General features: G+C 48.9%; 14 protein-coding genes. 4 read left to right on the top strand and 10 right to left on the bottom strand.

Annotated elements, in window-relative coordinates; translation table 11 throughout:
• Nucleotides 1-106: 106 nt before the first annotated feature.
• Both B9Y58_RS02180 and B9Y58_RS02175 read left to right on the top strand, forming a co-directional pair.
• Nucleotides 107-754, top strand: coding sequence for a hypothetical protein (locus B9Y58_RS02180; protein WP_073053861.1), 648 nt, complete (start codon nucleotides 107-109; stop codon nucleotides 752-754).
• Complete coding sequence (locus tag B9Y58_RS02175; protein ID WP_073053859.1) at nucleotides 751-1833, top strand: radical SAM protein; 1083 nt, start codon at nucleotides 751-753, stop codon at nucleotides 1831-1833. The genes B9Y58_RS02180 and B9Y58_RS02175 overlap by 4 nt, the downstream gene beginning before the upstream one ends.
• Before the next feature lie 4 nt (nucleotides 1834-1837).
• On the opposite strand, the gene B9Y58_RS02170 is transcribed toward B9Y58_RS02175, so the two are convergent.
• Entirely contained in the window at nucleotides 1838-2251 is a 414-nt protein-coding gene (locus B9Y58_RS02170; RefSeq protein ID WP_073054722.1) for a hypothetical protein, read from the bottom strand.
• 328 nt (nucleotides 2252-2579) lie between these two features.
• On the opposite strand from B9Y58_RS02170, the gene B9Y58_RS02165 reads away from it, so the two are divergent.
• A complete protein-coding gene (locus tag B9Y58_RS02165) occupies nucleotides 2580-3920 on the top strand; it encodes a CobW family GTP-binding protein (RefSeq protein WP_073053857.1) in 1341 nt (446 codons plus the stop codon).
• Between the two features lie 51 nt (nucleotides 3921-3971).
• On the opposite strand, the gene B9Y58_RS02160 is transcribed toward B9Y58_RS02165, so the two are convergent.
• The 8 genes from B9Y58_RS02160 to B9Y58_RS02125 all read right to left on the bottom strand — a co-directional run bounded on the left by B9Y58_RS02160 (nucleotide 3972) and on the right by B9Y58_RS02125 (nucleotide 20186).
• Entirely contained in the window at nucleotides 3972-4511 is a 540-nt protein-coding gene (locus tag B9Y58_RS02160; RefSeq protein WP_073053855.1) for an RBBP9/YdeN family alpha/beta hydrolase, read from the bottom strand.
• 91 nt (nucleotides 4512-4602) lie between these two features.
• Nucleotides 4603-5964, bottom strand: a complete 1362-nt coding sequence (locus B9Y58_RS02155; protein WP_073053853.1) for a glutamate synthase subunit beta — start codon at nucleotides 5962-5964, stop codon at nucleotides 4603-4605.
• 7 nt (nucleotides 5965-5971) lie between these two features.
• Nucleotides 5972-10390, bottom strand: coding sequence for a glutamate synthase large subunit (gene gltB / locus B9Y58_RS02150; RefSeq protein WP_073054720.1), 4419 nt, complete (start codon nucleotides 10388-10390; stop codon nucleotides 5972-5974).
• Between the two features lie 222 nt (nucleotides 10391-10612).
• Nucleotides 10613-12925, bottom strand: a complete 2313-nt coding sequence (gene feoB, locus B9Y58_RS02145) for a Fe(2+) transporter permease subunit FeoB (protein WP_073053852.1) — start codon at nucleotides 12923-12925, stop codon at nucleotides 10613-10615.
• The gene (locus tag B9Y58_RS02140) at nucleotides 12925-13164 is read right to left on the bottom strand and encodes a FeoA family protein (protein ID WP_072799394.1); all 240 of its coding nucleotides are present in this window, start codon (nucleotides 13162-13164) and stop codon (nucleotides 12925-12927) included. The genes feoB and B9Y58_RS02140 overlap by 1 nt, the downstream gene beginning before the upstream one ends.
• Nucleotides 13165-13175: 11 nt before the next feature.
• The gene (locus tag B9Y58_RS02135) at nucleotides 13176-13595 is read right to left on the bottom strand and encodes a metal-dependent transcriptional regulator (protein ID WP_073053850.1); all 420 of its coding nucleotides are present in this window, start codon (nucleotides 13593-13595) and stop codon (nucleotides 13176-13178) included.
• Nucleotides 13596-13852: 257 nt separating this feature from the next.
• Entirely contained in the window at nucleotides 13853-19441 is a 5589-nt protein-coding gene (locus tag B9Y58_RS02130) for a M26 family metallopeptidase (RefSeq protein WP_073053848.1), read from the bottom strand.
• Between the two features lie 28 nt (nucleotides 19442-19469).
• Nucleotides 19470-20186, bottom strand: a complete 717-nt coding sequence (locus B9Y58_RS02125; RefSeq protein ID WP_073053846.1) for a RipA family octameric membrane protein — start codon at nucleotides 20184-20186, stop codon at nucleotides 19470-19472.
• A gap of 538 nt (nucleotides 20187-20724) precedes the next feature.
• Between B9Y58_RS02125 and rhuM the strand changes: the two genes are divergently transcribed.
• Nucleotides 20725-21714 (top strand): virulence RhuM family protein, encoded by a 990-nt coding sequence (gene rhuM / locus B9Y58_RS02120; RefSeq protein ID WP_073054719.1) that lies wholly within the window; start codon nucleotides 20725-20727, stop codon nucleotides 21712-21714.
• 78 nt (nucleotides 21715-21792) lie between these two features.
• On the opposite strand, the gene B9Y58_RS14710 is transcribed toward rhuM, so the two are convergent.
• On the bottom strand, nucleotides 21793-23193 hold the full coding sequence (locus tag B9Y58_RS14710; protein WP_199220933.1) for a hypothetical protein: 1401 nt from the start codon (nucleotides 23191-23193) through the stop codon (nucleotides 21793-21795).
• Nucleotides 23194-23333 lie beyond the last annotated feature (140 nt).

The raw sequence follows: 23333 nt of genomic DNA, 5'->3' as shown, positions 1-23333 counted from the left end.
GGGCGGATTTTCTTGTATTTGGTCACAGGTTTTTGCAAAATTGCCTTTCTTGTACAAAGCGGGAGGCGATTTATATATATTTTAATCAGAAGGAAGGAGTTCTGCTATGAAAATCGAGAAGAAAATCGTCAAAAACAGCACGAAGCTAAGCATTGCCGCCAAAAGCGCCATTGCTGCATCGCTTGGTATTGCGGCCGTTGCATTGACCGCTTGCGAAGAAAGTGGCACCGCAGCGGCCCCTGATCAGACCAATCTCGAGAATCCTGAAACAGGAGCTCCCGAAAACGAAACTCCGAGCAGTTCAAGCGTTGTCGATATTCCCCTGAGCCACGAGGCTCTTAGCAGTTCGGCCGTTGAAGCGCTGTCGTCTGCAGCAGAACCTTTGAGCAGTTCATCGTTTGAAGAACCGTATCCACCCCCTGAAGCGGGTACCATCGCCGCACCCACCGACGATGACATTTACGGTCCGAACTCCAGTTCTTCTTCAGATGAGGAAGCACAAAGCAGCTCCGCTGAAGAACCGGTACCGCTCGCAGGCGACCCAATCTTTATCGACGACTCCTTAAGTTCGGTCAACTCCTCAAATTCAGAAGACCCCGCCTCGTCCAGTTCCTTCAACCGCTATCAGGGCGAATGTCCCAATGGTCCTGCAAGCCCTGACTGCAACGTACGACTTTGCGTAGATCCTGACGGTCCTTGCAACTTGATAGTCAGCATGGTTACTACCTACGAGCCGGGCGATATTCGAACATGAACTTAGTTCTATGCCTTACGGAACAGTGTAACTTGCGCTGTTCCTATTGTTATTACAAGGACACGCAATCCGCTCGCCACAACGTGATGGATGACAAAACGCTCGAGCAGGCGATTCGCGTGGGGCTAGAGCGCAGCCTGTTTTTCAGGCAGACTTATCTGAACATCACCTTTTTCGGTGGCGAGCCATTGTTGCGCAAGGACGCTATTTTCAAGGGCGTGAACATCGCCAAGGCATTCCTTGCCGAGTCCATGGACAAAGGCGAAGCGCCCAGCAACTTCAAGCTCAATTTTGCAGTCAACACGAACGGCACGCTCTTTGACGATTCTTTTTTTGACTTTTGCGAACGCGAGCATTTTCGCATTTACCTTTCGCTTGACGGTCCGGAACACCACCACGACATTGCTCGCCGTACCATAAACGGCTGCGGGAGTTTCAAGGAAATCAAAAAGAACATTCCGCGATTCGTAAAGTTAGGCGCAGTCGCTCTAAGCACCGTAACGCGAGCCCACATAGAAACCCTTGCCGACAGCGTCAAGTGGCTGCATGAGCAGGGATTCAGGAGCCTTACCACGAGCGTCGACTTTGACGGCAAATGGACCGGCGAAGATTTTGACAGGCTCGCCCTACAATACCAGAAGATGGCTTTGTACTGGAAGAAATGTCGCGATAAAGGCGACAAGATGTTCTTGGGCACGATTCAGGACAAAATAAAATTATACCTTACGAATTTACGGTATAGGCAATATTCTTGCCATGTATACAACGGAGCCATTGGCGTTGCGACCAATGGCAACATGTTCCCTTGCACCAGGTTCATTACCTCAAACAATAATCCGCCTTACTTACAAGGTAACGTCTTCACCGGATTTAACGAAGACGCCTGCGAACAAATTAGACTGTTCTTGGACAACGACAAAAAAGAATGCGAAGGTTGCGACATACGCTACCGCTGTTGCGCCCATGAATGCGCCTGCACGAGCTTTTACAGCACCGGTTCTATTGAGGGCGTTTCGCCTGAAGTCTGCACGCATGAACGCATGCTTACTGAAATCACAGACAAATTAATTATTAAATAGAGAATCAAAAACCGAGGACAGCTTCGGAAATTTCGTTGGCTTCGTCGGAATAATCGTCGGCGTAGTCCGGGTTGAATTCGCCCCAGCCATCGCTGACACCGCAGCCCACGCCCACATCTAAAGAAGACCACTTGAATGCGCCGTACACGCGTTCGAAGCGATCCATAAGATCGGCAAAGAAATCTTCGGGAAGTTCATCTTCGATGAGTACGGAGCCATCCATTGCCAAGAGTTCGCCTTCGGGCAATTCTTCGAAACGGCATTCATATTCATCCATCATGACGTCGTCAACCGAGTACCACTCGCCAGAGTCCTCGCTGGGCAGGTCCATTTCGGGGTACTGCTCCATCAGGGCATCATAAACGGCGGAAAGTTCATCGGTAGTTCCGACGAAACGCATCAGTATTCGACAATTCATAGAATCTCCATTCATCAAGCAAATATAGCCGTTTTTGGCTCAAAAATGAACCTTTGATTACAAAAGCATCGATCAAAGCCCCCAAAAAGCGAAAATGGGACATTTTGTACCATCACTTCCTTCAAAATCACACAAAAATTACAAAAATAAGGAATATGTAAGAAATATTTCAGTTATTTACTTGTCGGAACATCCAAATTTTTATATCTTATACGACAGAACTCTTTGTTCTCCTCCTAACCCCCAAAAAACTAGTCCGGCTCTGCTGGGCTAGTTTTTTTTATGTTTTTTGCCGAAAAAAGCAAAAAAAGCTAAATTTGGGGATACTATGAAAAAGTCAGTACCTATTACGCTGCTCACCGGCTACCTCGGAGCCGGAAAAACCACCCTTCTCAATTTTGTTCTCAACAACCAGCAAGGTTACCATGTCGCTGTGATTGTAAACGACATCGGCGAAGTGAACATCGACCAGACGCTCATCGAAAAGGGCGGAAACATTACTAAAGAAGACTCCGGCAAGGTGGTGCCGCTGTCTAACGGCTGCATTTGCTGCTCCCTGAAGACCGACCTTTTGGAACAAATTGCCGAACTGTTGGAAATGAACAAGTTCGACTACATTTTGATTGAAGCAAGCGGCATTTGCGAACCGATTCCTATCGCACAAACGATTTGCATGGCCGGTGCCCAGTTGCAGAGCCGCGACGGCCGCCCACTCCCCTGCCACCTGGACAACATCGTATCCGTTGTTGACGTGGCTCGCCTCGCCGACGAATTCGCCGGCGGACAGAAACTGCTCGACAAGGATCTCGAAGAAGAAGACATCGCCAACCTGCTCATCCAGCAGATTGAATTCTGCAACACGATTGTGATGAACAAGGTTGATAGTTTGTCTAAAACAGACCTTGAACACGTGAAGGCCGTGGTTCGCGCCTTGCAGCCCGATGCCAAGATGATCGAGACGAATTACGGCAAGGTCGAAATGAAGGATATCTTGGACACCAAGCAGTTCGATTTCGAAAAGGTCGGCAACTCCGCCGCCTGGGCCAAGGAACTCATGAAAGAAACGTCTCCTGAAGACGATGACGATGACCACGACGAGCATGAGCACCACCATCATGACCACGATGACGATGACCACGACGAGCATGAGCACCACCATCATGACCACGATGACGACGATCATGACGAACACGAGCATCATCATGATCACGAGCATGAGCACGAAGACCACAGTCACTGCGACCATGAACACGGCGTGTGCCACTGCGGTCACCACCATGACAAGGACCATCCGCATGGTGACGAATACGGCATCGGCACGTTCGTGTACGAACGCCGCCGTCCGTTGATTCGTGAACGCTTTGAAGTGTTGCTTGACGACTACCCGACTAGCATTATCCGCACCAAGGGTCTCGTGTGGTTCGAAGACGAACGCGATAACAGCTACCTATTCGAACAGGCTGGTAAGCAGGCATCTGCCCAGAATTTCGGTCCTTGGTTTGCAAGCGAAAGCGAAGCCGAACAGAAGCGAATTCTGCGTGAAAATCCGGACTTGCTTAAGGTGTGGGACGAAAAGTACGGCGACCGTATTATCCGACTCGTCTTCATCGGCCAGCACATGGATAAGGGTAAGATTATCGCTGCAATGGATTCTTGCTTAGGCGAGTAAAAAACAGCTCTATCGCATAATTTCGCCCCGACAATGTCGGGGCGTTTTCATTTAAAGGCTTGATTCGAATTCGGCGAGGAAGCCGCGGCCTTGTTCCCATTCGCGAAGGTCGGAATCAGAATTGATGTGGCCAAGAGCGCCGGCGTTGTAGACCTTAACGCCCCAGGCGTTTGCGAAGAACAGCGAACGTTCCATGGTGACAAACGGATCGTTTTCGCTGGCCACCACACAAGCAGGAATCGGCAACTTTTCAAGCGGCATGGGAGCAAAGCTCTTGATGACGTCTATATTGTCAACATCGCTCGGAGAAACGAGGAATGCACCCTTGACGTGCGCAGGCACGCCTCCGCACGAAGCGGCCTTTAAAAGCCAGTTTACGGTGGTGCAAACACCCAAGCTGTGAGGAATCAGGATAGTATCGCCCTTCAAAGCGCGAACAGCCTTATCGAGAGTTTCAACCCATTCGCCCTTTTCGGGATTGTCCCAGCAACGTTGCTCCACGCGCGTGGCGTTAGGCAAGCTCTTAGCCCAAAAAGTTTGCCAATGTTTCGGTCCAGAATTATTCAAGCCAGGTACAATTAGATAATTCATCTCGTATTCTCCGTTTTATTCCCTACAAAAATAGTATAAAAGAGGCCTAAGCGGAACTTAAGCCTCTTCTATTTATGTCTATGGCGCAATTTTAAAGGGAAGCAACTTTCGCCTTAGCATCGGCCATGGCGCGGACCACAAGGGACGCGCCATTTGCGCAGTCGCCGACTGCGTAAATGTGGCGAGCCGGGTCCGGAATGATCGCTGTTCGCGGGGTAAGTTGCAGGCCCAGGTCATTCACGATTCCCTCGGCAGGCACGCCGGTGAAGCCCATGGCGAGCACCACCAAGTCGGTATCAATGACTTCGGTAGAATTCGGGACTTCAGCAGGCTTGAGGGGGCGGCCCTGCGGCGACATTTCCCATTCCACGCGGACAGCTTCCACACCTGCCACGCGGCCGTCTTTCACGATAAACTGCTTGGAAGAAACATTCCAGCGGCGTTCGCCACCTTCGTGCTGGGCGTAGCTGGTACGCAGCATGTACGGCCAATCCGGCCACGGAGTGGACGGGGAACGTTCCTCGGGCGGCTTGGGCATGAATTCCACCTGGAGCACGCTTTCGCAGCCTTCGCGAATCGCCTTACCCACGCAGTCGTTACCCGTATCGCCACCGCCAATCACCAAGACCTTGCGGCCCTTGGCGCTGAACTTTTCAGGATTCGTTTCGCCGGGCTTGTTTGCGCCGTGCAAGAAGTCGAGCGCAAGGAAGATTCCTTCGGCTTCGCGGCCCGGGATTTTCAAGTCGCGGGCGTTCGGCGTACCGATAGCGAGGAAGACTTCGTCAAAATTCTTGTGGATGTATTCCGCCGAAATGTCCTTGCCGATTTCGGTGCTGCAGACAAACTTGATGCCCGCTTCTTCGAGGAGCTTGACACGGCGATCGATGACCGACTTGTCGAGTTTCCAGTTCGGAATGCCGTAGCGTAAAAGACCGCCCACCTTTTCGCGCTTTTCGTAAACGGTAACGGCGTAACCCTTGCGACGGAGCGCTTCGGCAGCAAAGAGGCCTGCAGGACCCGAGCCGATAACCGCGGCTGTCTTGCCGTTCCATTCGACAGCGGGGAGCGTTACGCGGCCCTCTTCGAAGGCGGTTTCGATGATGTACTTTTCAATCTGGCGAACCATCACCGGATCGTTATGCACATTGCCCGTACAAGCGGATTCGCAAAGCGCGGGACAAACGCGGCCCGTAAATTCGGGGAAGAACGCCGTCTTGCTGATGATGTTGTAGGCACGTTCAGCATTCCCTACAGCGACAGCCGCATTGAATTCAGGCACCAGGTTACCGAGCGGGCAGCCAGCACCGTGACAGAACGGGATTCCACAACTGTGGCAGCGTGAACCCTGCTGCACGATTTCCAATGAAGTCAAGCGGCGTTCGACTTCGTTGTTGTCCTTGATTCGCTCTTCGACAGGGCGGTAAACATCTGCGATTCTTTTAACTTCTTGCATATTAACCTCAGCCCTTCTTAGCCAATGCGTTCCTGTAATCCACCGGGAAGATTTTCACGAACTTGGGACGTTCGCTGTTCCAGTTTTCAAGGATGCGCTTGCCCTTTTCGCTACCCGTTGCCTGAACGTGCTGCTCAATGAAGTCGAGGAGCTCGCGTTCGCTTTCAGTACCGGCAATCACACTTTCAAGGTCCACGGAGCCCACGTTGCAGCTCAGGTCGAAGTGACCCGTTTCGTCGTACACGTAAGCAAAGCCACCTGTCATACCTGCGGCGAAGTTCACGCCCACGCGACCGAGTACCACCACGCGGCCACCCGTCATGTATTCGCAACCGTGGTCACCCACGCCTTCACTTACCAGGAGCATACCGGAGTTACGGATACCGAAGCGTTCGCCCGCAAGGCCGTTAATAAACACCTTACCCGACGTACCACCGTAACCGATGACGTTACCGGCGATGACGTTGTCTTCGGCCTTGAAGGTGGCGTTGTGCGGCGGGCGCACGATAATCTTACCACCCGAAAGTCCCTTACCCATAAAGTCGTTGGCTTCGCCTTCCAGATCGAGCGTGACACCCGGAGCAAGGAAGGCTCCGAAGCTCTGGCCCGCGACCCCCTGAAGGTGAATGCGGATGGTATCTTCGGGGAGGCCCTTCACGCCAAAGTGTTCGTCCACTTCGCCGGAAAGTTCCGTACCCACCGTACGATCGGTGTTGTGCACCATCGCGCTGAGTTCCACGGCAGTCCCCTTTTCGAGCGTTTCCTTGACAAACGGCAAGAGTTCGCGGCGGTCGAAGTTGACCAGTTCTTCCTTGACATAGTTCTTGTCAAAGGACTTGACGCCACCCTTGACGGTTTCGAAAATCTTGGAGAAATCGAGGTTCTTTGCCTTGTAGAAGGCGATGGCGGAATCCTTTTCGAGGAGGTCGCTACGGCCGCAGGCTTCTTCGAGAGAGCGGAGACCGAGGCTTGCGAGGATTTCGCGGACTTCGTCGGCGATGAAGAAGAGGAAGTTTTCGACATATTCCGGTTTACCGGCAAAGCGCTTGCGGAAGTCAGCATCCTGCGTTGCAATACCCATGGGGCACTGGTTCGTATGGCACTTGCGGTCCATCACGCAACCAAGGCTAACCAACAAGTTCGTGGCAAAACCGAATTCTTCAGCACCGAGGAGGGCGGCCACCACAATATCGCGGCCCGTCTTGAGCTGACCATCGACCTGGAGCTTGATACGACCGCGCAAGTCATTGAGCACAAGGGTCTGTTCCGCTTCGGCAATACCGAGTTCCCACGGAAGGCCGGCATGCTTGATAGAAGTCAGCGGAGATGCACCCGTACCGCCATCGTGGCCAGAAATGAGCACCACATCGGCATGGGCCTTGGCGACACCCGCGGCAACCGTACCCACGCCCACTTCGGACACGAGCTTCACAGAAACACGGGCCTTCGGGTTGGAGTTACGCAGGTCGTAAATGAGCTGGGCCAAGTCTTCGATAGAGTAAATATCGTGATGCGGCGGTGGAGAAATCAGCGACACATTCGGCGTACTATGACGGATGCGGGCCACGAATTCGTTCACCTTGTGGGCCGGCAGCTGGCCACCTTCACCAGGCTTTGCACCCTGAGCCATCTTGATCTGCAAATCTTTGGCATGGCGCAGGTAATCGATTGTAACACCGAAGCGGCCCGAAGCAATCTGACGGATTGCAGAGCTACGGATATCTCCGTTCGGAGCCGGAGTATCGCGATCCGGGTCTTCACCACCTTCACCGCAGTTGCTCATGGCACCGATGCGGTTCATGGCGATAGCGATGGTTTCGTGAGCTTCAGGGCTCAAAGAACCAAGGCTCATAGCGCCTGCCACAAAGTGCTTGACAATGGATTCGCGGCTTTCGACTTCAGAAATATCGATCGGAGTCGCTTCCTTGAACTTGAAGAGGCCGCGGAGCGTTGCCTGACGTTCAGACTGATCGTTGATGAGCTTGCTGTAAACCTTGAACTTTTCGTAGTCGCCGCCCTGCACAGCCTGACGGAATGCAGCCAAGGACTGCGGAGTCCACAAGTGCTTTTCGCCTTCTTTGCGGTAAGCGTACTGGCCACCGGACTGAAGCACCTTGCTTGCGTCGGCAAAGGCAATCTTCTGACGCTCGCCCACTTCAGCAGCGATTTCTTCGAGGCCGATACCTTCGATGCGGCTTGCTGTCCCCGGCAAGAACTTTTCGACGAGTTCCTTGCTCAGGCCGACCGCTTCGAAAATCTGGGCGCTGCGGTAGCTACGGAGGGTAGAAATACCCATCTTCGACATAATCTTGAGGAGGCCCTTATCGACAGCCTTCACGTAGTTGGCGGCAGCTGTCACCGGATCCACATCGAGGTCGCCGTTGTGGCACATGTTGGTAATGCTCTGGAAGGCCAAATACGGGTTGATGACCGTAGCACCGAAACCGAGCAACAAGGCAAAATGCATGACTTCGCGGACTTCGCCGGACTGCACCACCAAACCGATTTCAGGACGTACACCGGCTTCCACAAGGGCGCGGTTCACGCTGGCCGTGGCAAGCAGCGACGGAATAGGCACGTAGCCCCAATCGATGTTCTTATCGGTCAGAACGATGATATCGAAACCGTCATTCACGGCACGCACGGCATCGCCAGCGAGGTTCTGCAAGGCGGCTTCGAGGACTTCCCCATTGCCACCGAGCGGGAACTGCATCTTGAGTTCCTTGGCCTTGAAGGCCTTATCGCCGATGTTTTCAAAGCGGCGGATTTCGTCTTCGGTCACGATCGGGCGCGGAATCTTGATGAGGTGCGCCTGCTCCGGAGTCTCTTCGAGGATATTGCCGTGGTTACCGATGTAAGTCGTAAGGCTCATCACCAGTTCTTCACGAATCGGGTCAATCGGTGGGTTCGTCACCTGGGCAAAGAGCTGCTTGAAGTAGTTGAACAGCGGCTGCGGCTTGTCCGAAAGTACGGCGAGAGCGGCGTCGTTACCCATAGAACCGATAGGTTCTGCACCGTTCTTGGCCATGGGCTGCAAAATAATGGAGAGGTCTTCGGCAGAGTAACCGAAGCGCTTCTGCTGCACCAGAATATCGTCAGGAACGTCGGCCGGGTTGATTTCGCTAAAGAGGCCACGAACGCTCATCTTGTTTTCGGCGACCCAGCGGCGGTACGGCTTGCTACGGGCCACGTAAGCCTTCATTTCGGCATTCTTCAAGATGTGGTGATTTTCGAGATCGAGGTAGATGATTTCACCAGGTTTGAGGCGGCCCTTTTCTTCGACTTCGTCGTCGGCCAAGTCGAGCACGCCTGTTTCAGAGGCCATCACGAAGAGGCCGTCTTTACATAAGGTGTAACGAGCCGGACGAAGGCCGTTGCGGTCGAGGATTGCACCAGCATTCACACCATCGCTGAACGCGACAGCGGCAGGGCCATCCCACGGTTCCATAAGCATGGATTCGTATTCAAAGAAGCCACGCACGTCGCGGCCGAGGTAATGCTTCTGGCCCCAAGCCTGCGGCAGAAGCATCATCATCGCATGCGGGAGGCTACGGCCCGCTGCGACGAGAAGCTCAAACATGTTATCAAGGCTAGCAGAGTCGCTCTGACCCGGCATAATGAGCGGCAAGAGCTTCGGCAAATCTTCACCGATGACTTCGCTCTTCAGGAGCGGTTCGCGGGCGCGAAGGCTGTTCAGGTTACCGCGCAAGGTGTTGATTTCACCGTTGTGAGCGAGATAGCGGAACGGGTGCGCCAACGGCCAAGTCGGGAACGTATTGGTAGAATAACGCTGGTGCACGAGAGCCAAGGGGCTTTCGAAATCGAGATCGTTCAGGTCCTTATAGAAGCCTTCGATCTGGCTTGCAAGCAACAAGCCCTTGTAAACAATGCTCTTGCGGCTGCAGCTGCAAACATACACGCCCTTGCAGGTCTTTTCGACCAAACGGCGCACCACGTAAAGCTTGATATCGAATTCTTCGTTGGTCTTAAACTTGGAACCGTCAAAGAACACCTGGCGAATGTGCGGCAAGGTTTCGCGGGCCGTGTGACCGATGGTAGCGGGATTCACCGGAACTTCGCGGAACTGAATGACATCGACACCTTCGGATTCGGCAACGCGCTTGATTTCTGCATCCAGAGCATCGGCGGCAAGCGTGTTTTCCACAAAGTACATTGCCACGCCGTAACGGGCCGGAAGGCTCGGGTAGAGCTTGCGGAAGAACTTATGCGGCATAGAAAGCAAAAGGCCAGCGCCGTCACCCGTTTCAGGGTCGCCACCAGCCGCACCGCGGTGCATGAGTCTCTTCAAGACCGTAATACCCTGCAGCACAATCTGGTGCGAGGCAACATTATTAATATTGGCAACAAGACCGACACCGCAGGCGTCGTGTTCGTTGGCCGGATCGTAAAGTGCTTGAGCGTTCATAAATAATCCTTGTTTTACTTTTTTGCGCTCCGTATTTGCAAAATCCGTGCCAAATGGACGAAACACCCGCCAATTATTGAAAAAGCGGTCAAAAATGTAAAACAAAAGCCGAATCTTAAAATTTGGCTAAATTTTCAATTTCAAAAATTGTAAAGAATTACACTGGTTTTACAATTTACGTAAACACCCGTAAATCAGACGCAGATTGCGCGAGAACGGGCGTTATTCGAACACTTTCTTCTTGCGTTGGTCGCGACCGATCAAAATGAGGCTCACGACCACACCGGCGAGGAGCACCACCGAGGTGATAATCAGCGCGACAGAATGTCCGCAGGTCAGTTGGAAGAACAGCACCGAGAGACTCCAGCCGATAACCGTCTGAAACACCATCATGAGCGTTCCGTAGAAGCGCCCGAGTTCACGGAAGGCGGTTCCCATGGCGGCAAGGCACGGCACGTAGAGCAATATAAATAGTAAGTATGCCAACACCTGGAAACGCCCCAGGTTGAAATGCGCCTGCATGGTCTTGTACGCGCCTTCGTTTCCAGCACCTTCGGATTCTTCAATCGCAGCCTTGACTCCCAGCGGGTTCGCAATGGAGGTAAAGACTTCCACTAAGTTCGCGGGGATGCTTACGAGAGCTTCTTTTACCGTAGATTTCAGGCTAAAGCTTTCGTCAGCGTCGGCAGTTGCAAGCGCGCCGGCCTCCCCCACAGCGTCAGCGTCGCCCGTGCCCTCAATGGCATACAGCGAATTGAGCGTTCCGACAATAGCCTCCTTCGCAAAGAGTCCCGTAAAGAGCGCCACCGAAGCAGGCCAATTGTCGCGTTCAACACCGAAGGGTTCGAACACCGGCGTAATCACCGTTCCCACGGCGCTCAGCACCGACTTTTCGTTGTTGTCGTTGCCGAAACTTCCGTCCGTGCCGACGGAGCCCATAAAGCCGAGCACCGTCACCATAATGAGCACGACCTTGCCCGCGCGGAAAACGAATTCCTTGAGGCGGAGCCATGCGTGACGGAAAAGGTTACGCGCCTTGGGCAAATGGTAAGGCGGCAGTTCCATGATGAACGTCGATTCCTTGCCCATGAAAACCGTATGGCGCAAGAGCAGGCCGTAAATCAGCGCAATCACGATGCCCGTCAGGTAAATCCCGAACACGAGCGTGCCTGCGCTTTCGCCGAAGAAAGCCGCACCAAATAGCGCATACACCGGAAGGCGCGCCCCACAACTCATGAACGGCACCAAGAACAAAGTAAGGAACCTTTCGCGCTTGTTTTCGAGCGTACGCGTGCCCATGAGCGCCGGCACCGAACAGCCAAAGCCAACGATCATCGGCACGAAAGCCTTTCCCGGGAGCCCGAGGAACCGCATAAAGCGATCCGCCACAAACGCCGCACGCGACATGTAGCCAGAATCCTCGAGGAACGAAAGGCAAAGGAACATGAAGAAAATGACAGGTATGAACGTCGATACCGTCTGGATACCCGTACCGATGCCGTTCGCCAACAGCGCCACGACAACGCCCGGCGCACCAATCTTCGTCAGAAGTTCCGTCATTCCGTCCACGAAAATTCCGCCGAACAGGATGTCGAAGAAATCGATGAACGCGCTGCCGACCTTCACCGCAAACCAGAACACCAGATACATGGCAATAAGGAAAAGCGGTATTCCTAGAATACGGTTCAGAAATAGTTTGTCGAGCTTGTCGGTCCGCGTGCGCTTGGTAGTATTGTCGCGGATGACGGCCTTCGCGATGTCGCGGGCATAGGAGTAGCGGGAATCGGCCAGTGCAAATTCCACCTCTTCGCCCAAGTCTTCTTCAATCTTGTCGTGCGGGATTTCGACACCGAGTTCGTCGGCAAGTTCCTGCACTCGCCCGCTATGCTCCAGGTACTGCACCGCCGTCCAGCGCGGGCTTGCGCCAAGCTTGTCGGCTACGGGCTTGAGCGGCACCGCAATTTCTTCAATCAGCTTTTCCAGAACTTCGGAATGCTTGACCGCCTTCGGGAGCGGAAGCTCGCGGCTGTTATGCAGCAACTTGTGCAAGTCGTTCACGAATCCTTCGCAGCTCTTGGGCGAAACCGCCGTAAGGCCAATCGCCGTCACGCCGAGAATTTCTTCGAGCTTGTGCAGGTCCACATGGATGCCGCGACTCGCCGCGATATCCATCATGTTCACCGCCAAGACCATCGGCACGCCCTTTTCCATCAGCTGGCTCGTGAGGAACAGGTTGCGTTCCAGGTTCGTAGCATCTAGAATGTTCACGACCAGGTCCGCCTCGCCCTTGAGCAAGTAATCGAGAGCGGCGCGTTCGTCTTCAGAATTCGCAAACAGCGCGTAAATACCCGGCAAGTCCACCACGCGAATCGTGTGGTTGTCGAGCTTGAACTGGCCTTCCTTCTTTTCGACAGTCACGCCAGGCCAGTTGCCCACAATCTGGTTCGAGCCGGTAAGCGAGTTAAAGAGCGCCGTCTTTCCGCAGTTCGGATTGCCTGCAATCGCAATCGTGAAAACTTCTTTCTCGATAGGCATCAGACTCTCCTCAACTTGAGCACATTGGCTTCTTGTTTGCGGAGCGAGAGCCTGTACGAAAGCACGCTCACCTCGACCGGGTCGCCGAGCGGAGCCACCTGCAAAACCTGCAGCACCACGCCACGCACAAGCCCCATCGACAAAAGTTTGGACTTGTATTGAGAATCACCCGTGTTGTATCCAATAATTTCGGCCTTGTCGCCTTTTTTTAGTTCCGAAAACTTCGGTTCGTTATTCATACACCAACGATTTACTTTTTCTTAGATTTAGCGGCGTTCGGCTTTTTCGCCGATTCATTGGGCGTGTTCACAAATTCCTCGATTTTCTCGAGAGTCTCCGCCGAAAGAATGTGTTCCATGCAGCAGGCATCCTTGTCGGCAATCGCCTCGGAGATACCGAGCTTAATCAGGAAACCCTTCAGCAGGATGTGACGGTTCAGAATCTGGGACGCCACAAGCGCACCTTCCGACGTGAGTTCGATGCCGCTGTACGGTTCCTGCGTCACAAGGCCCAGCTTCTTGAGTTCAATCACCGCCTTGGCAACCGACGGCATCTTGACCTTGAGCGCCGCCGCAATGTCGCGGACACGGGCAATCCCGTTCGCAAGGCGCAGCATGTGCACCATTTCCAAGTAGTCTTCAAGGCTCTGGCTTAACTTTACTTGTTCCATAGGACGGCTCCGATTAGACGAAAAACACACCTTATATATTAGTCAACGCTAAATTTAGAAAGCCACGGCTAATTAGTAAAGGCTAAGCTATGGAAATTGGGGGTAAAAAGGGGTGTTACCCGGCTCGTCCCTCGCCGGGTCGGGCTATACTCGCTTCGCTCACCGAGCCTTGCAAGCAAGTCTCCGCCCTTCGGGCGACTATCCCTAACGCAAAAGGGCGGACATGACGTCCGCCCAAACTTCGCTTTTGTTGGGAATTATTTTACGCTAATTCTCTGAACATGATTTCCGATTCGTATCATATAATTACCTGCTTGCGGTACGGCAATATTGAAATTGGCAGATTCAACATAGCCGTTCTTCAACACACTCCCCTGCACATCAAAGATTGCATAAACAGAGCCTACCGGAGCAGTTGAAATCTGAATATTGCGAGAAATTACGCTTACAGACATTTCCAAATTAGCAAATTGATTATCCATTATTCCGGCCAACTTCGTACTATCGAATACCGCATGATAGGCAGCCTCGCCAACAACTTTCTCTATCTTAGGGGACCAACCTGTAAATTCATAGCTGTAATTCTTTGTCGAAGCCTTTGTTGGTGTTTTGCCAGTGTATTTTGGCGAATCTCCATAAGCAATAGAATCTTTTTGCAGGGTATCTCTGCCATTCACAAAAGAAATCTGATACATTCTAATTGTACTGTCGAATACAGCCTTGTATTCAGCATCTCCTGCAACGGAAACAAGCGTTGGGAACCATCCCTTGAATTGGTATGTATAAGCCGTACTCATAGCTTTTTTAGGATTAGATGTCTTCAAAACCGGCATTTTTCCATATTCAATTTCAGAAGACTGCAAAAGACTATCTTCGCTATAAAAACTAATGGTGTATTTGCGAATTGTGCTATCATAGACTGCTTTATAAGAAGCGCTACCAGCAACCTTTACAATTTCGGGAGACCACCCTTTGAAGGTATATACATATTGAGCGGATTCTTTCTTTGGCAAATCTCCATCAAATTGAGGTAGATCCCCATATAGCAATGTATCTACCTGTAAAGTATCTTTGCCATATGTAAATACAATCACATTTCTCTTAACTGTTAAAGGAATTATTGCAGTTGCAGTAAGGTGATTTTGTGCATCCGCAGGAACGAATGTAATTTCATAGCCTTTATTTACTACATCCGGAATCACATTGGATTCAGACCAGATAAAAGAGCCATCCACATTGGCATCGCCGCCGTCAATTATCGCATCTGCCAATGTTTGACCGAAATAGACATCCTTTGCAGTCGGTAACTCTAAAATTGTCGAAGGGGCCTTTTCAATAATAAAATCAGCCTTTGCGGAACCAGAGTAATTACCCGTAAGAACGGCCTGAACAGAGCCCTTCCCCGCGTTAATGTTATTAGTGTAAAATAATCGATAATCTATCGGGTTTATCACGGTATCGGCAACTAGCACTGAAATATTTGGCGTTATAGAATCTCCATTATAAACCTGATTATCTATTGCAGCGATAGAAACAGCTACGTTTACTGGAGAAATCTCAAAAGAAACAGGTTTACACCCTGAATACGTCCCAATTCCACAAATATTTATTATAGCAGTTCCAGCATTTACATTATTTTGGTATGAAACCGTATAATCGGTTCCTTCATATAATGCTGTTCCGTACAATGTTATAGACTTCACAGCAGGCTTTTTTTCTTTGCCGTCATAAACAAAATCTTTAAGCGAAGCTGTTTCCACAATCGCCTCGGCAAGAGTTCCTACGAACCATGATAATCTTGGGTAAGACTCTCCGATAATTCTCCATGTATCTATAAAGTCCCAATTTCCATAAGTAGACGATGATTGCATTGCAGCAGTCGTTTGTGCTGGAGAATTAGAAATTGTGGCGATTCCCGTCTTGCCTTCAAACGTAAGATTACATTTTTCGCTATCAAAATAGGAATCCGCTATTTCCATAGAGCCATTTACATAGCCTACAATACAACCTGTATAAACGGGACCATCTTCAATGCCTTTTACCGAGCCACTTACATATGTTTCGGAAACAGACCCCTTTCCATAGCCAATCAAGCCACCGATATAGAAGTTTCCCACTTCATCGGCTGGATTTCCATAATATGAACCAGTTACATTTCCCTGAGCATAACTCTGCGAAATACTTGTTCCATCAAATCGACCGACAAGTCCCCCTAATTTTGTCGTTCCGCTAACATCACCTATAGCCAATGATTTTGAGATAGAGCCTTTATAAGCATACCCGACAAGACCACCCAAGTTATCGTTACCGGCACTAGAATTGTCAACATCGCCAATCACATTACCCGTTGCATACGAACAAGAGATATTTCCATAGGAACTTCCAATCAAACCGCCAACGTTATCGTCACCTTTGACATTTGCAGTCGAATAGGAAGAATCTACTCGACCATTCACGACTCCGACAAGACCTCCCACTTGGTAAATGCCTATTACAGAATCGCCAATAAAGTAGGATTTAAAAATATCACTTTCCGCAGATCCAGCAACGCCACCGACAGAATCTTTTCCAAAAGCATTTCCAATAAAAAAGGAATTTTCAATACTACCACCTTTTCCAACAATCCCTCCCACATTATTTACACCAACAACATTTCCCTGTTTGTGACAAACATTATTTATAATTCGAGAATTTCCTGCTATGCCACCAACAACATCTCCTGAAGCGAAGACATTTCCTTCTGACGACGAATTCGTCACCTCCCGAGCATATCCAGCTAAGCCTCCTACAAGTTTTTCGCCTGTAATATCCCCACCTATATGAGAAGACGAATCAATTTTTGTAACCGCATAGCCAGCAACACCCCCAACATATTCGCCAGATCCTTTAACATCGCCAATAGAATTGGACATTCTTATCGTTCCCGTATATCCCGCGATTCCTCCGACATAATTTCCGCGTCCATACACATTCCCTTTTGAATATGAATTTTTTAAATACGAAGCATGACCGACCAGGCCACCCACATACGAGGCTCCCTTTACATCGCCATTGATATGATAGATTGAATCAATTGGGCTAATGCTGCCAATCAGAGCTTTACCCGCAACTCCACCTACATAATCACCGGAACCAACTACTAGCCCTGAAGAATGAGTATTTCGCAAATACCCTGCCCCATTTTTTGTTTTAGATGAAATAAATCCTACGGCGCCTCCAACATAGTTTCCACCCATCACATCACTCTCTGAAAAACAATCAACTACATATGAAGCATATCCTACGACGCCGCCTACATAATCGGTTACGCCCGAGACATTTCCTTTAGAATAAGAATTCTCAATTTCTCCAAACAATAATCCTGCAACACCACCGACAAATCCCATTCCTTCTATATGTCCTTCTATATGAAACGAAGAATCTATATGCATACTATAATGTTCTTCATCTGGATAATCGGTCCTTCCCAACAATCCTCCGACATAATCATGTTTACCAACAACTCTACCTTTAAAATGTGATTTATAAATTATTCGAATTGGGGTATTTGAAATTTGTTTATAAAGAATAGTATCTGCATAAAAATAATCGGTTCCAACTAATCCACCGACAAAATTTTTACCATATACATCCCCCGTAGCATACGAATTCTGTAAAACTTTGATTTTTCGAGATTCATGAGTTGAGACCGCATTGCCATCTGATTGAAAAGCATAAAAATTCAATCCAACCAAGCCGCCAACATAATCGCATTCGCCAATCACAGATCCTTCCGAAAAGCTATTCGTTATAGATCCGGTCAATTGTCCAGCCAATCCTCCAACGTAGGAGATCCCATTTATACTACCATCCATATGATGTACTGACTCCATCAGCAAGAAGGAGTTTTTGACGCCATAATTATAATTTGATTTTCCAAGAACTCCTCCAACATAATTCCCCTCAGCCGTTACCGTCCCTTTAGAATAAGAATTATACATCACTTTGGTTATTAACGATAATGTTGTTATAGTATCTACGGTCGTCGAATCGCCATTGTAAATAGAGTCTAAACCCACGAGACCTCCCACATAATTTTGTCCTCGAATATCACCTATTGCATATGAGTTTCGCACAACATGAACAATTGTATCTCTGTCTGTTTTGCTATAGAAATAAGAATGTCCAACCAACCCTCCTATATAATTCTCACCCTCGACATTCCCCAATGAATGCGAGTTGAAGATTGTTCCCGACGATTGACCAACTAAACCACCTATGAAATTGTTTAATCCCGAGACATTCCCCTTTGAATAAGATTCTGTTATGGATGCTAAAGCAAAACCAACTAGACCACCAACATAGTCAATACCACCTACATTTCCTTCTGAATATGACGAATCAATCGTTCCACTAGCATAGCCGGCGAGACCACCAACAAAGTTATCTTCGCCCACAACATTTCCTTCTGAATATGACGAACGTATTCGGTTTGCATTTCCTACTAAGCCTCCTACATAGGCATGACCAGTTATGTCACCACCAATATGATAAACTCCATTCAACAAACCTTTTGAAAAACCAACAGAGCCGCCAACATATTCAGTTCCATTTACATTTCCCTTTGAATGCGACGAATCAATCGTCCCTCTAGCATAGCCGGCGAGACCACCAACAAAGTTATCTTCGCCCACAACATTTCCTTCTGAATATGACAAATGTATTCGATTTGTATTTCCAGCTAATCCACCTATATAGGCGCGACCGGTTATGTTACCACCCGTATGATAAACCGTACTTAACAATCCCTTTGCAGATCCAACTACACCACCAACATAACTTGAATCTCCTATAACATCTCCTTCTGCATAGCTAGTATATATTGAATTACTAAAGCCGGCTATTCCGCCAACATAATGACCACTTCCAATTACATTTCCCACGCAATGATGAACATTTTTTATCTCTTCTGAAATTCCCGCAATTCCTCCTACATAAGAAACACCCCTCACAGAACTTTCTGCGAAGCTGTTATTTACAGAAGAACATTGTCCAACCACGCCTCCAATGTAGGAACCTAAGCCAACAACATCACCACCTTCGTGATGGGAACCAGATATCACTGCAGACGCGCCAGCGATTCCACCAACATAATTACGACCTTGAACATATCCTTTGTCGTGAACGCTAGATTCAATTTCATCAACATAACCAGCAACGCCACCAACAGAATCTATTCCCAAAACACGACTTTCCACAGAACTTGCATTTAATTTTCCCGTTGAGAAACCTACTAAGCCTCCAACACAATTGGCTCCTGACACATTCACCTTACTATGTACATTCGTAATGATTGCGTTTATCGCATATCCCGCAACAGCTCCAACATAATTTTGGGCAGTAATACTTCCTGCAACTAAATCAAGGTTACTCACCTTTAAATGTTCTGTGTATCCAAAAAAGCCCGCATAATCATTTCCATTCTTAATGTACAACCCGAATATTTTGCGATTATTTTTCCCTGCTAGCGCATCAAATTCTCCCCTAAAAGGATTTTTTTTAGTTCCAATAGGAGTCCATTCAGTGTGAGAAATATTATACCATGAAGTATCTCCGATTCCTGCAGTATCATTCAAGAAAATATCAAATCCTAAAGTAATTGTTTTACCATCAAAATCAGATGTTCCCTCATTCACAAGCTTTGCAAGACCTGCGAGCTGTTCCGCAGTGGTCAGGTTATAAGCTTGCGCCCCGGGTTCATACCAAGAAATATCGGCTGAACCATCCCAAATTGCGGGTGCAGCATTCAGCACGCCAATCCATGTGGCACAAACCAAGGCAATCTTTTTGATTTTTTGCATCATCATAGAAACCTCTTGTATAAAGGTTAAGCGTTTAGGCTTTGTTGCGACAATTTGGGGGAAGTGGAGACTCCACAGAAAAATGCTCTCTAGTTGTACGCTTCAATTTATAATGATCTTCTACATTGTCTTTTATTTTTTCCCGAATACGCCCACAAACGATTATTGAAGCAAAAACAACGCAGAAAATTATCAGATACACTACAACTGGATAAAAAACGAATAAAAATTGGAAAATTTCTGTAATCTGTTTGGACGCAAACAATAGAATTATCGAAAAGAACCAGCCAATAATCATTAATTCGACAAAAAGCATAGTCAATTTCTGCGTCGAAAAACTTGATGGTTTTGTTAAAATACAGGAATCTTTATTGCAATCATAATACAGCCCATACACAAAACATGCTTCGTGAACAGAGAGACCACTGTTTAAACGTTCTTCATAATATTTAACCACATTAATCCAACTTATAATCCAGGAATAGTACCCTTTTACACTGCACAACCATAAAATGGATGTAATCATTCCCAAACAAGCAACTAACACAGCATATAGTTTGCAATCACCCTTTCCTAACAAGGTATAGAAAGCTACAAACAATGCACCAGTAAATATTGCGTATAAATTCACATATTTAACATAATGGTTATAAAAAGCATTCCTTCCTTCTATAGCCTTTTCGTAAAATTTCCACAATTCTTCACGATTTTTTTCGTTCTCAGATTTCACCATTTCTACTTTGAACGGCATACGGCATTCCCCTTCATTAACGCATAGAGATTAACTCTGGCGCAAAGAACCCAGTCAATTTTAGGAACACAAAAAGGCGTGAGTCGTTGCATTTACCACATTGAGGCTCGGGAAAGGGCCCTTACACGATAAACGCAAACGACCCACGCCCCGAAAGGGCTGTTGCCCATTGGTCATGCAACCAAAGGCCGACTAAAAGTCGGCACAGCAAACTGAAACACACCGCAAAAACGGCGTGCCTGCGTGAGCGTTCGCCTTGTCCTCGTGTAAGTTGAAATTTTCCCGATTTCAATGTGAGAACAAGAGCTAAAACTCTATTTACTTTCAAAAATACATAAATATTTACAAAGTGAGCGATAATTACAGAAGAAAATACCATCTAAGCACAAGAATAGGCAAATTTCGGTAAAATCATCGATTTTGGCATAGTCCAACTTGGAATAGTATTGTATATTTCATTCTGCGTCGGAAGTACTGACGCTTTTTTATATCCCCCGACAGGGGCCCGTTACGGGGCATGCGTTCCATAGGTAAGGCTATGGGAAAAACCAAGGAAAATGGAGATTCGTTGAATCCGATTGCGAAATCGGATTCTGGTGAAATCGTCCTTTACCAGCCGGAAGGTGAAGTCCGCTTGGAGGTGCGCGTTGAAAACGAGACGGTCTGTCTCACGCAGGCACAGATGGCACGATTATTCGAGAGAGATCGTTCCGTTATTGCAAAGCACATCAAAAACGCGTTCAATGAAGGCGAATTAGATTCCAAAGTGGTATGTGCAAATTTTGCACATACCACTCCGCATGGCGCAATCAAAGGGAAAACACAATCTTCGGAAGTCGTCCTATATAATTTAGATGTCATCATTTCCGTCGGCTATCGAGTCAAGTCCATTGCAGGAACACGTTTTCGCCAGTGGGCAAATAAAATCCTGAAAGACTACATGCTCAAAGGTTATGCCGTAAATCAACGAATGGTTGCGACTGGAATGCAGATCGCCAATCAGTTTCAGGAACAACGGCAATTAATTGAAAACCAGGGAACGAAACTCGAAAATGTGGACAATCGTCTTTCGACCGTTGAAAAACATATTGATTTCTTTGTCAAAGCCGTCCAAACACCCACAGGAGGCATCCTTGCGACAGGAACTCGGTTTGACGGACTTGTTCTGATTGCTGATTTGGTGAAATCCGCGAAGCGGTCCGTGGTGTTTATCGATCCATATGCAAATCTCGAGGTTTTAAAATTTGCCGCAATGCGTGCGAAAGATGTTAAGGCTGTCATTTATTCCGCACGTATCACTCCCGAATTTAAGGCAGCCAAGGACATGCACAATAAGCAATATCCCGACTTAGAACTGAAGACCATGCGCACTATTCACGATCGATTTTTGCTTGTGGATGATACGGTTTATCACTTTGGAGCCTCGTTCAAGGACATGGGTAATGAAATGACGGCTTTCAGCGTTTTGAATTTCGTGACGCCAGAAGAAGTCATCGCCAAAATCCAGGCAAGTATGAAGGGGAAATAAGCCCGCCATTCCCCTTCACATAAAAAAAGGACCGCGGCAAAACGCCACAGTCCCCTTTTTGCGCATTATGCGAGGTAATTAGAAGCTGTACACCGTTTCAAGACCGAAACGCAGAGCGTCATCGTCTTCGTTATCCTGCACGGCAACATCCACCATGCCGAAAGCGGTGATTTCCAGGTTTTCGACCGGAGTGATGTAGACGCGGGCACCGACATCGAACGTAGCAGCGGTATCGTCATCATCATCCAAAGTGTGCGTGTGGTATTCTACAGGAATGCCAACCTTGATGAATTCAGCAAACTTGAAAGCCGGTTCGGCGTACAGGAAGAAGTATTCCGGGATTTCGCCGTTATCAAGGTCGCTAGCATCCTCGGCTGCATCACCTCTGTCGATGAGGGCGTAGAAGGCAGTCGTCTTGATATCAAACATACCCACTTCGAAAGTCGGCTCAACCAAGAAGGCGTGGGCAGTAGAAGTCCAGTCCTGACCTTCCACGACATCACCGTCGTCCATCAGGTAATCAGCATGGAAACCATACACAGCCCTGAAGCCAAAGCCACCGAGAGAGAGGCCCGCTTCTACACCGGCATGGAGTTCGTTATGCTGAGTGGTCTGGAAGCTCTTGTAGTCCACATACGGACGCAAGTGCTGACCGGCATAGTCGAATTCGTAAGCGGCGTGGACATCGTAAACCTTGGCACCATCTTCGTCGGCCCAGTCGTTACCGCCACGACCAAAGCCAAAGCCAAGAATAAAGCCAGCCAAGTCAATTTCAAAACCACGGATATCATGTTCCTTCATGCCAGCAGCATTGTCAGCAGGATCATCGTAGTCATAGTAGGCAACAAATGCACCTTCCGAGAAGGTCAGGTCACCCAGCTTGACGGCGAAGAATTCAGCCGGCTGATACTGAATGTAGGCACCATTGTAAATGGCAAACGGATCCGTCGTTTCACCATCGGCTTCAAGACCCACGAAAGCAGACCACTTTTCATTGAACTTGACTTCAAAATTCAGGTCAAAGGTAGAAGCATAGGAATGGTTCAGGTCTTCATCTTCCAAGACATTGCCCGTGTAGATGTCAAATTCAACTTCGCCATTATACTTAACTTCCATCTTGGCTTCAGAAGTACCTTCGCTCATGCTGGCCTTGAGCATGTCGAAAGCGTTACCGGCAGCGTCGGCCACTTCGCCCGGGTTTGTATTTTCAGCAGGAGCAGATTCAGCGGATTTTTCTTCTTCAGCAGGAGCGGCAGCGACAGGCTGTTCAGCCGGTGTTTCCTGTGCCGGAGCGACGACAGGGGCTTCCTGAGCAGGAGCGGCCTGAGTTTCAGCAGGGGCTGCAGCAGGAGCTTCAGCAACAGGGGCTGCAGCGGGGGCTTCGGCGGCAGGGGCGGCTTCCTGAGCAAATGCAGACACTGCAAAGAAGGAAGCGGCGGCAAGGCCGAACAAAAGATTAGACGTCAAACGATTCTTCATTTTTCTCTCCCTTGACGGATTTATTTTCTGTTTTTGTAACACTCCGTCAGGTTTTTTACAAATAGTGCTACAAAAACGCTTGGCTATCGCCTTCTGTGTGCTATTATTGCAAAATGCGTGCCAAGATGTTTCAGTTTAGT

Origin of the sequence: Fibrobacter sp. UWB15 (assembly GCF_900177705.1) — a bacterium.
Classification (GTDB): Bacteria; Fibrobacterota; Fibrobacteria; order Fibrobacterales; family Fibrobacteraceae; genus Fibrobacter.
The sequence above is the reverse complement of the archived record's forward strand: the minus strand, read 5'-3'. Positions and strand labels throughout refer to the sequence as shown.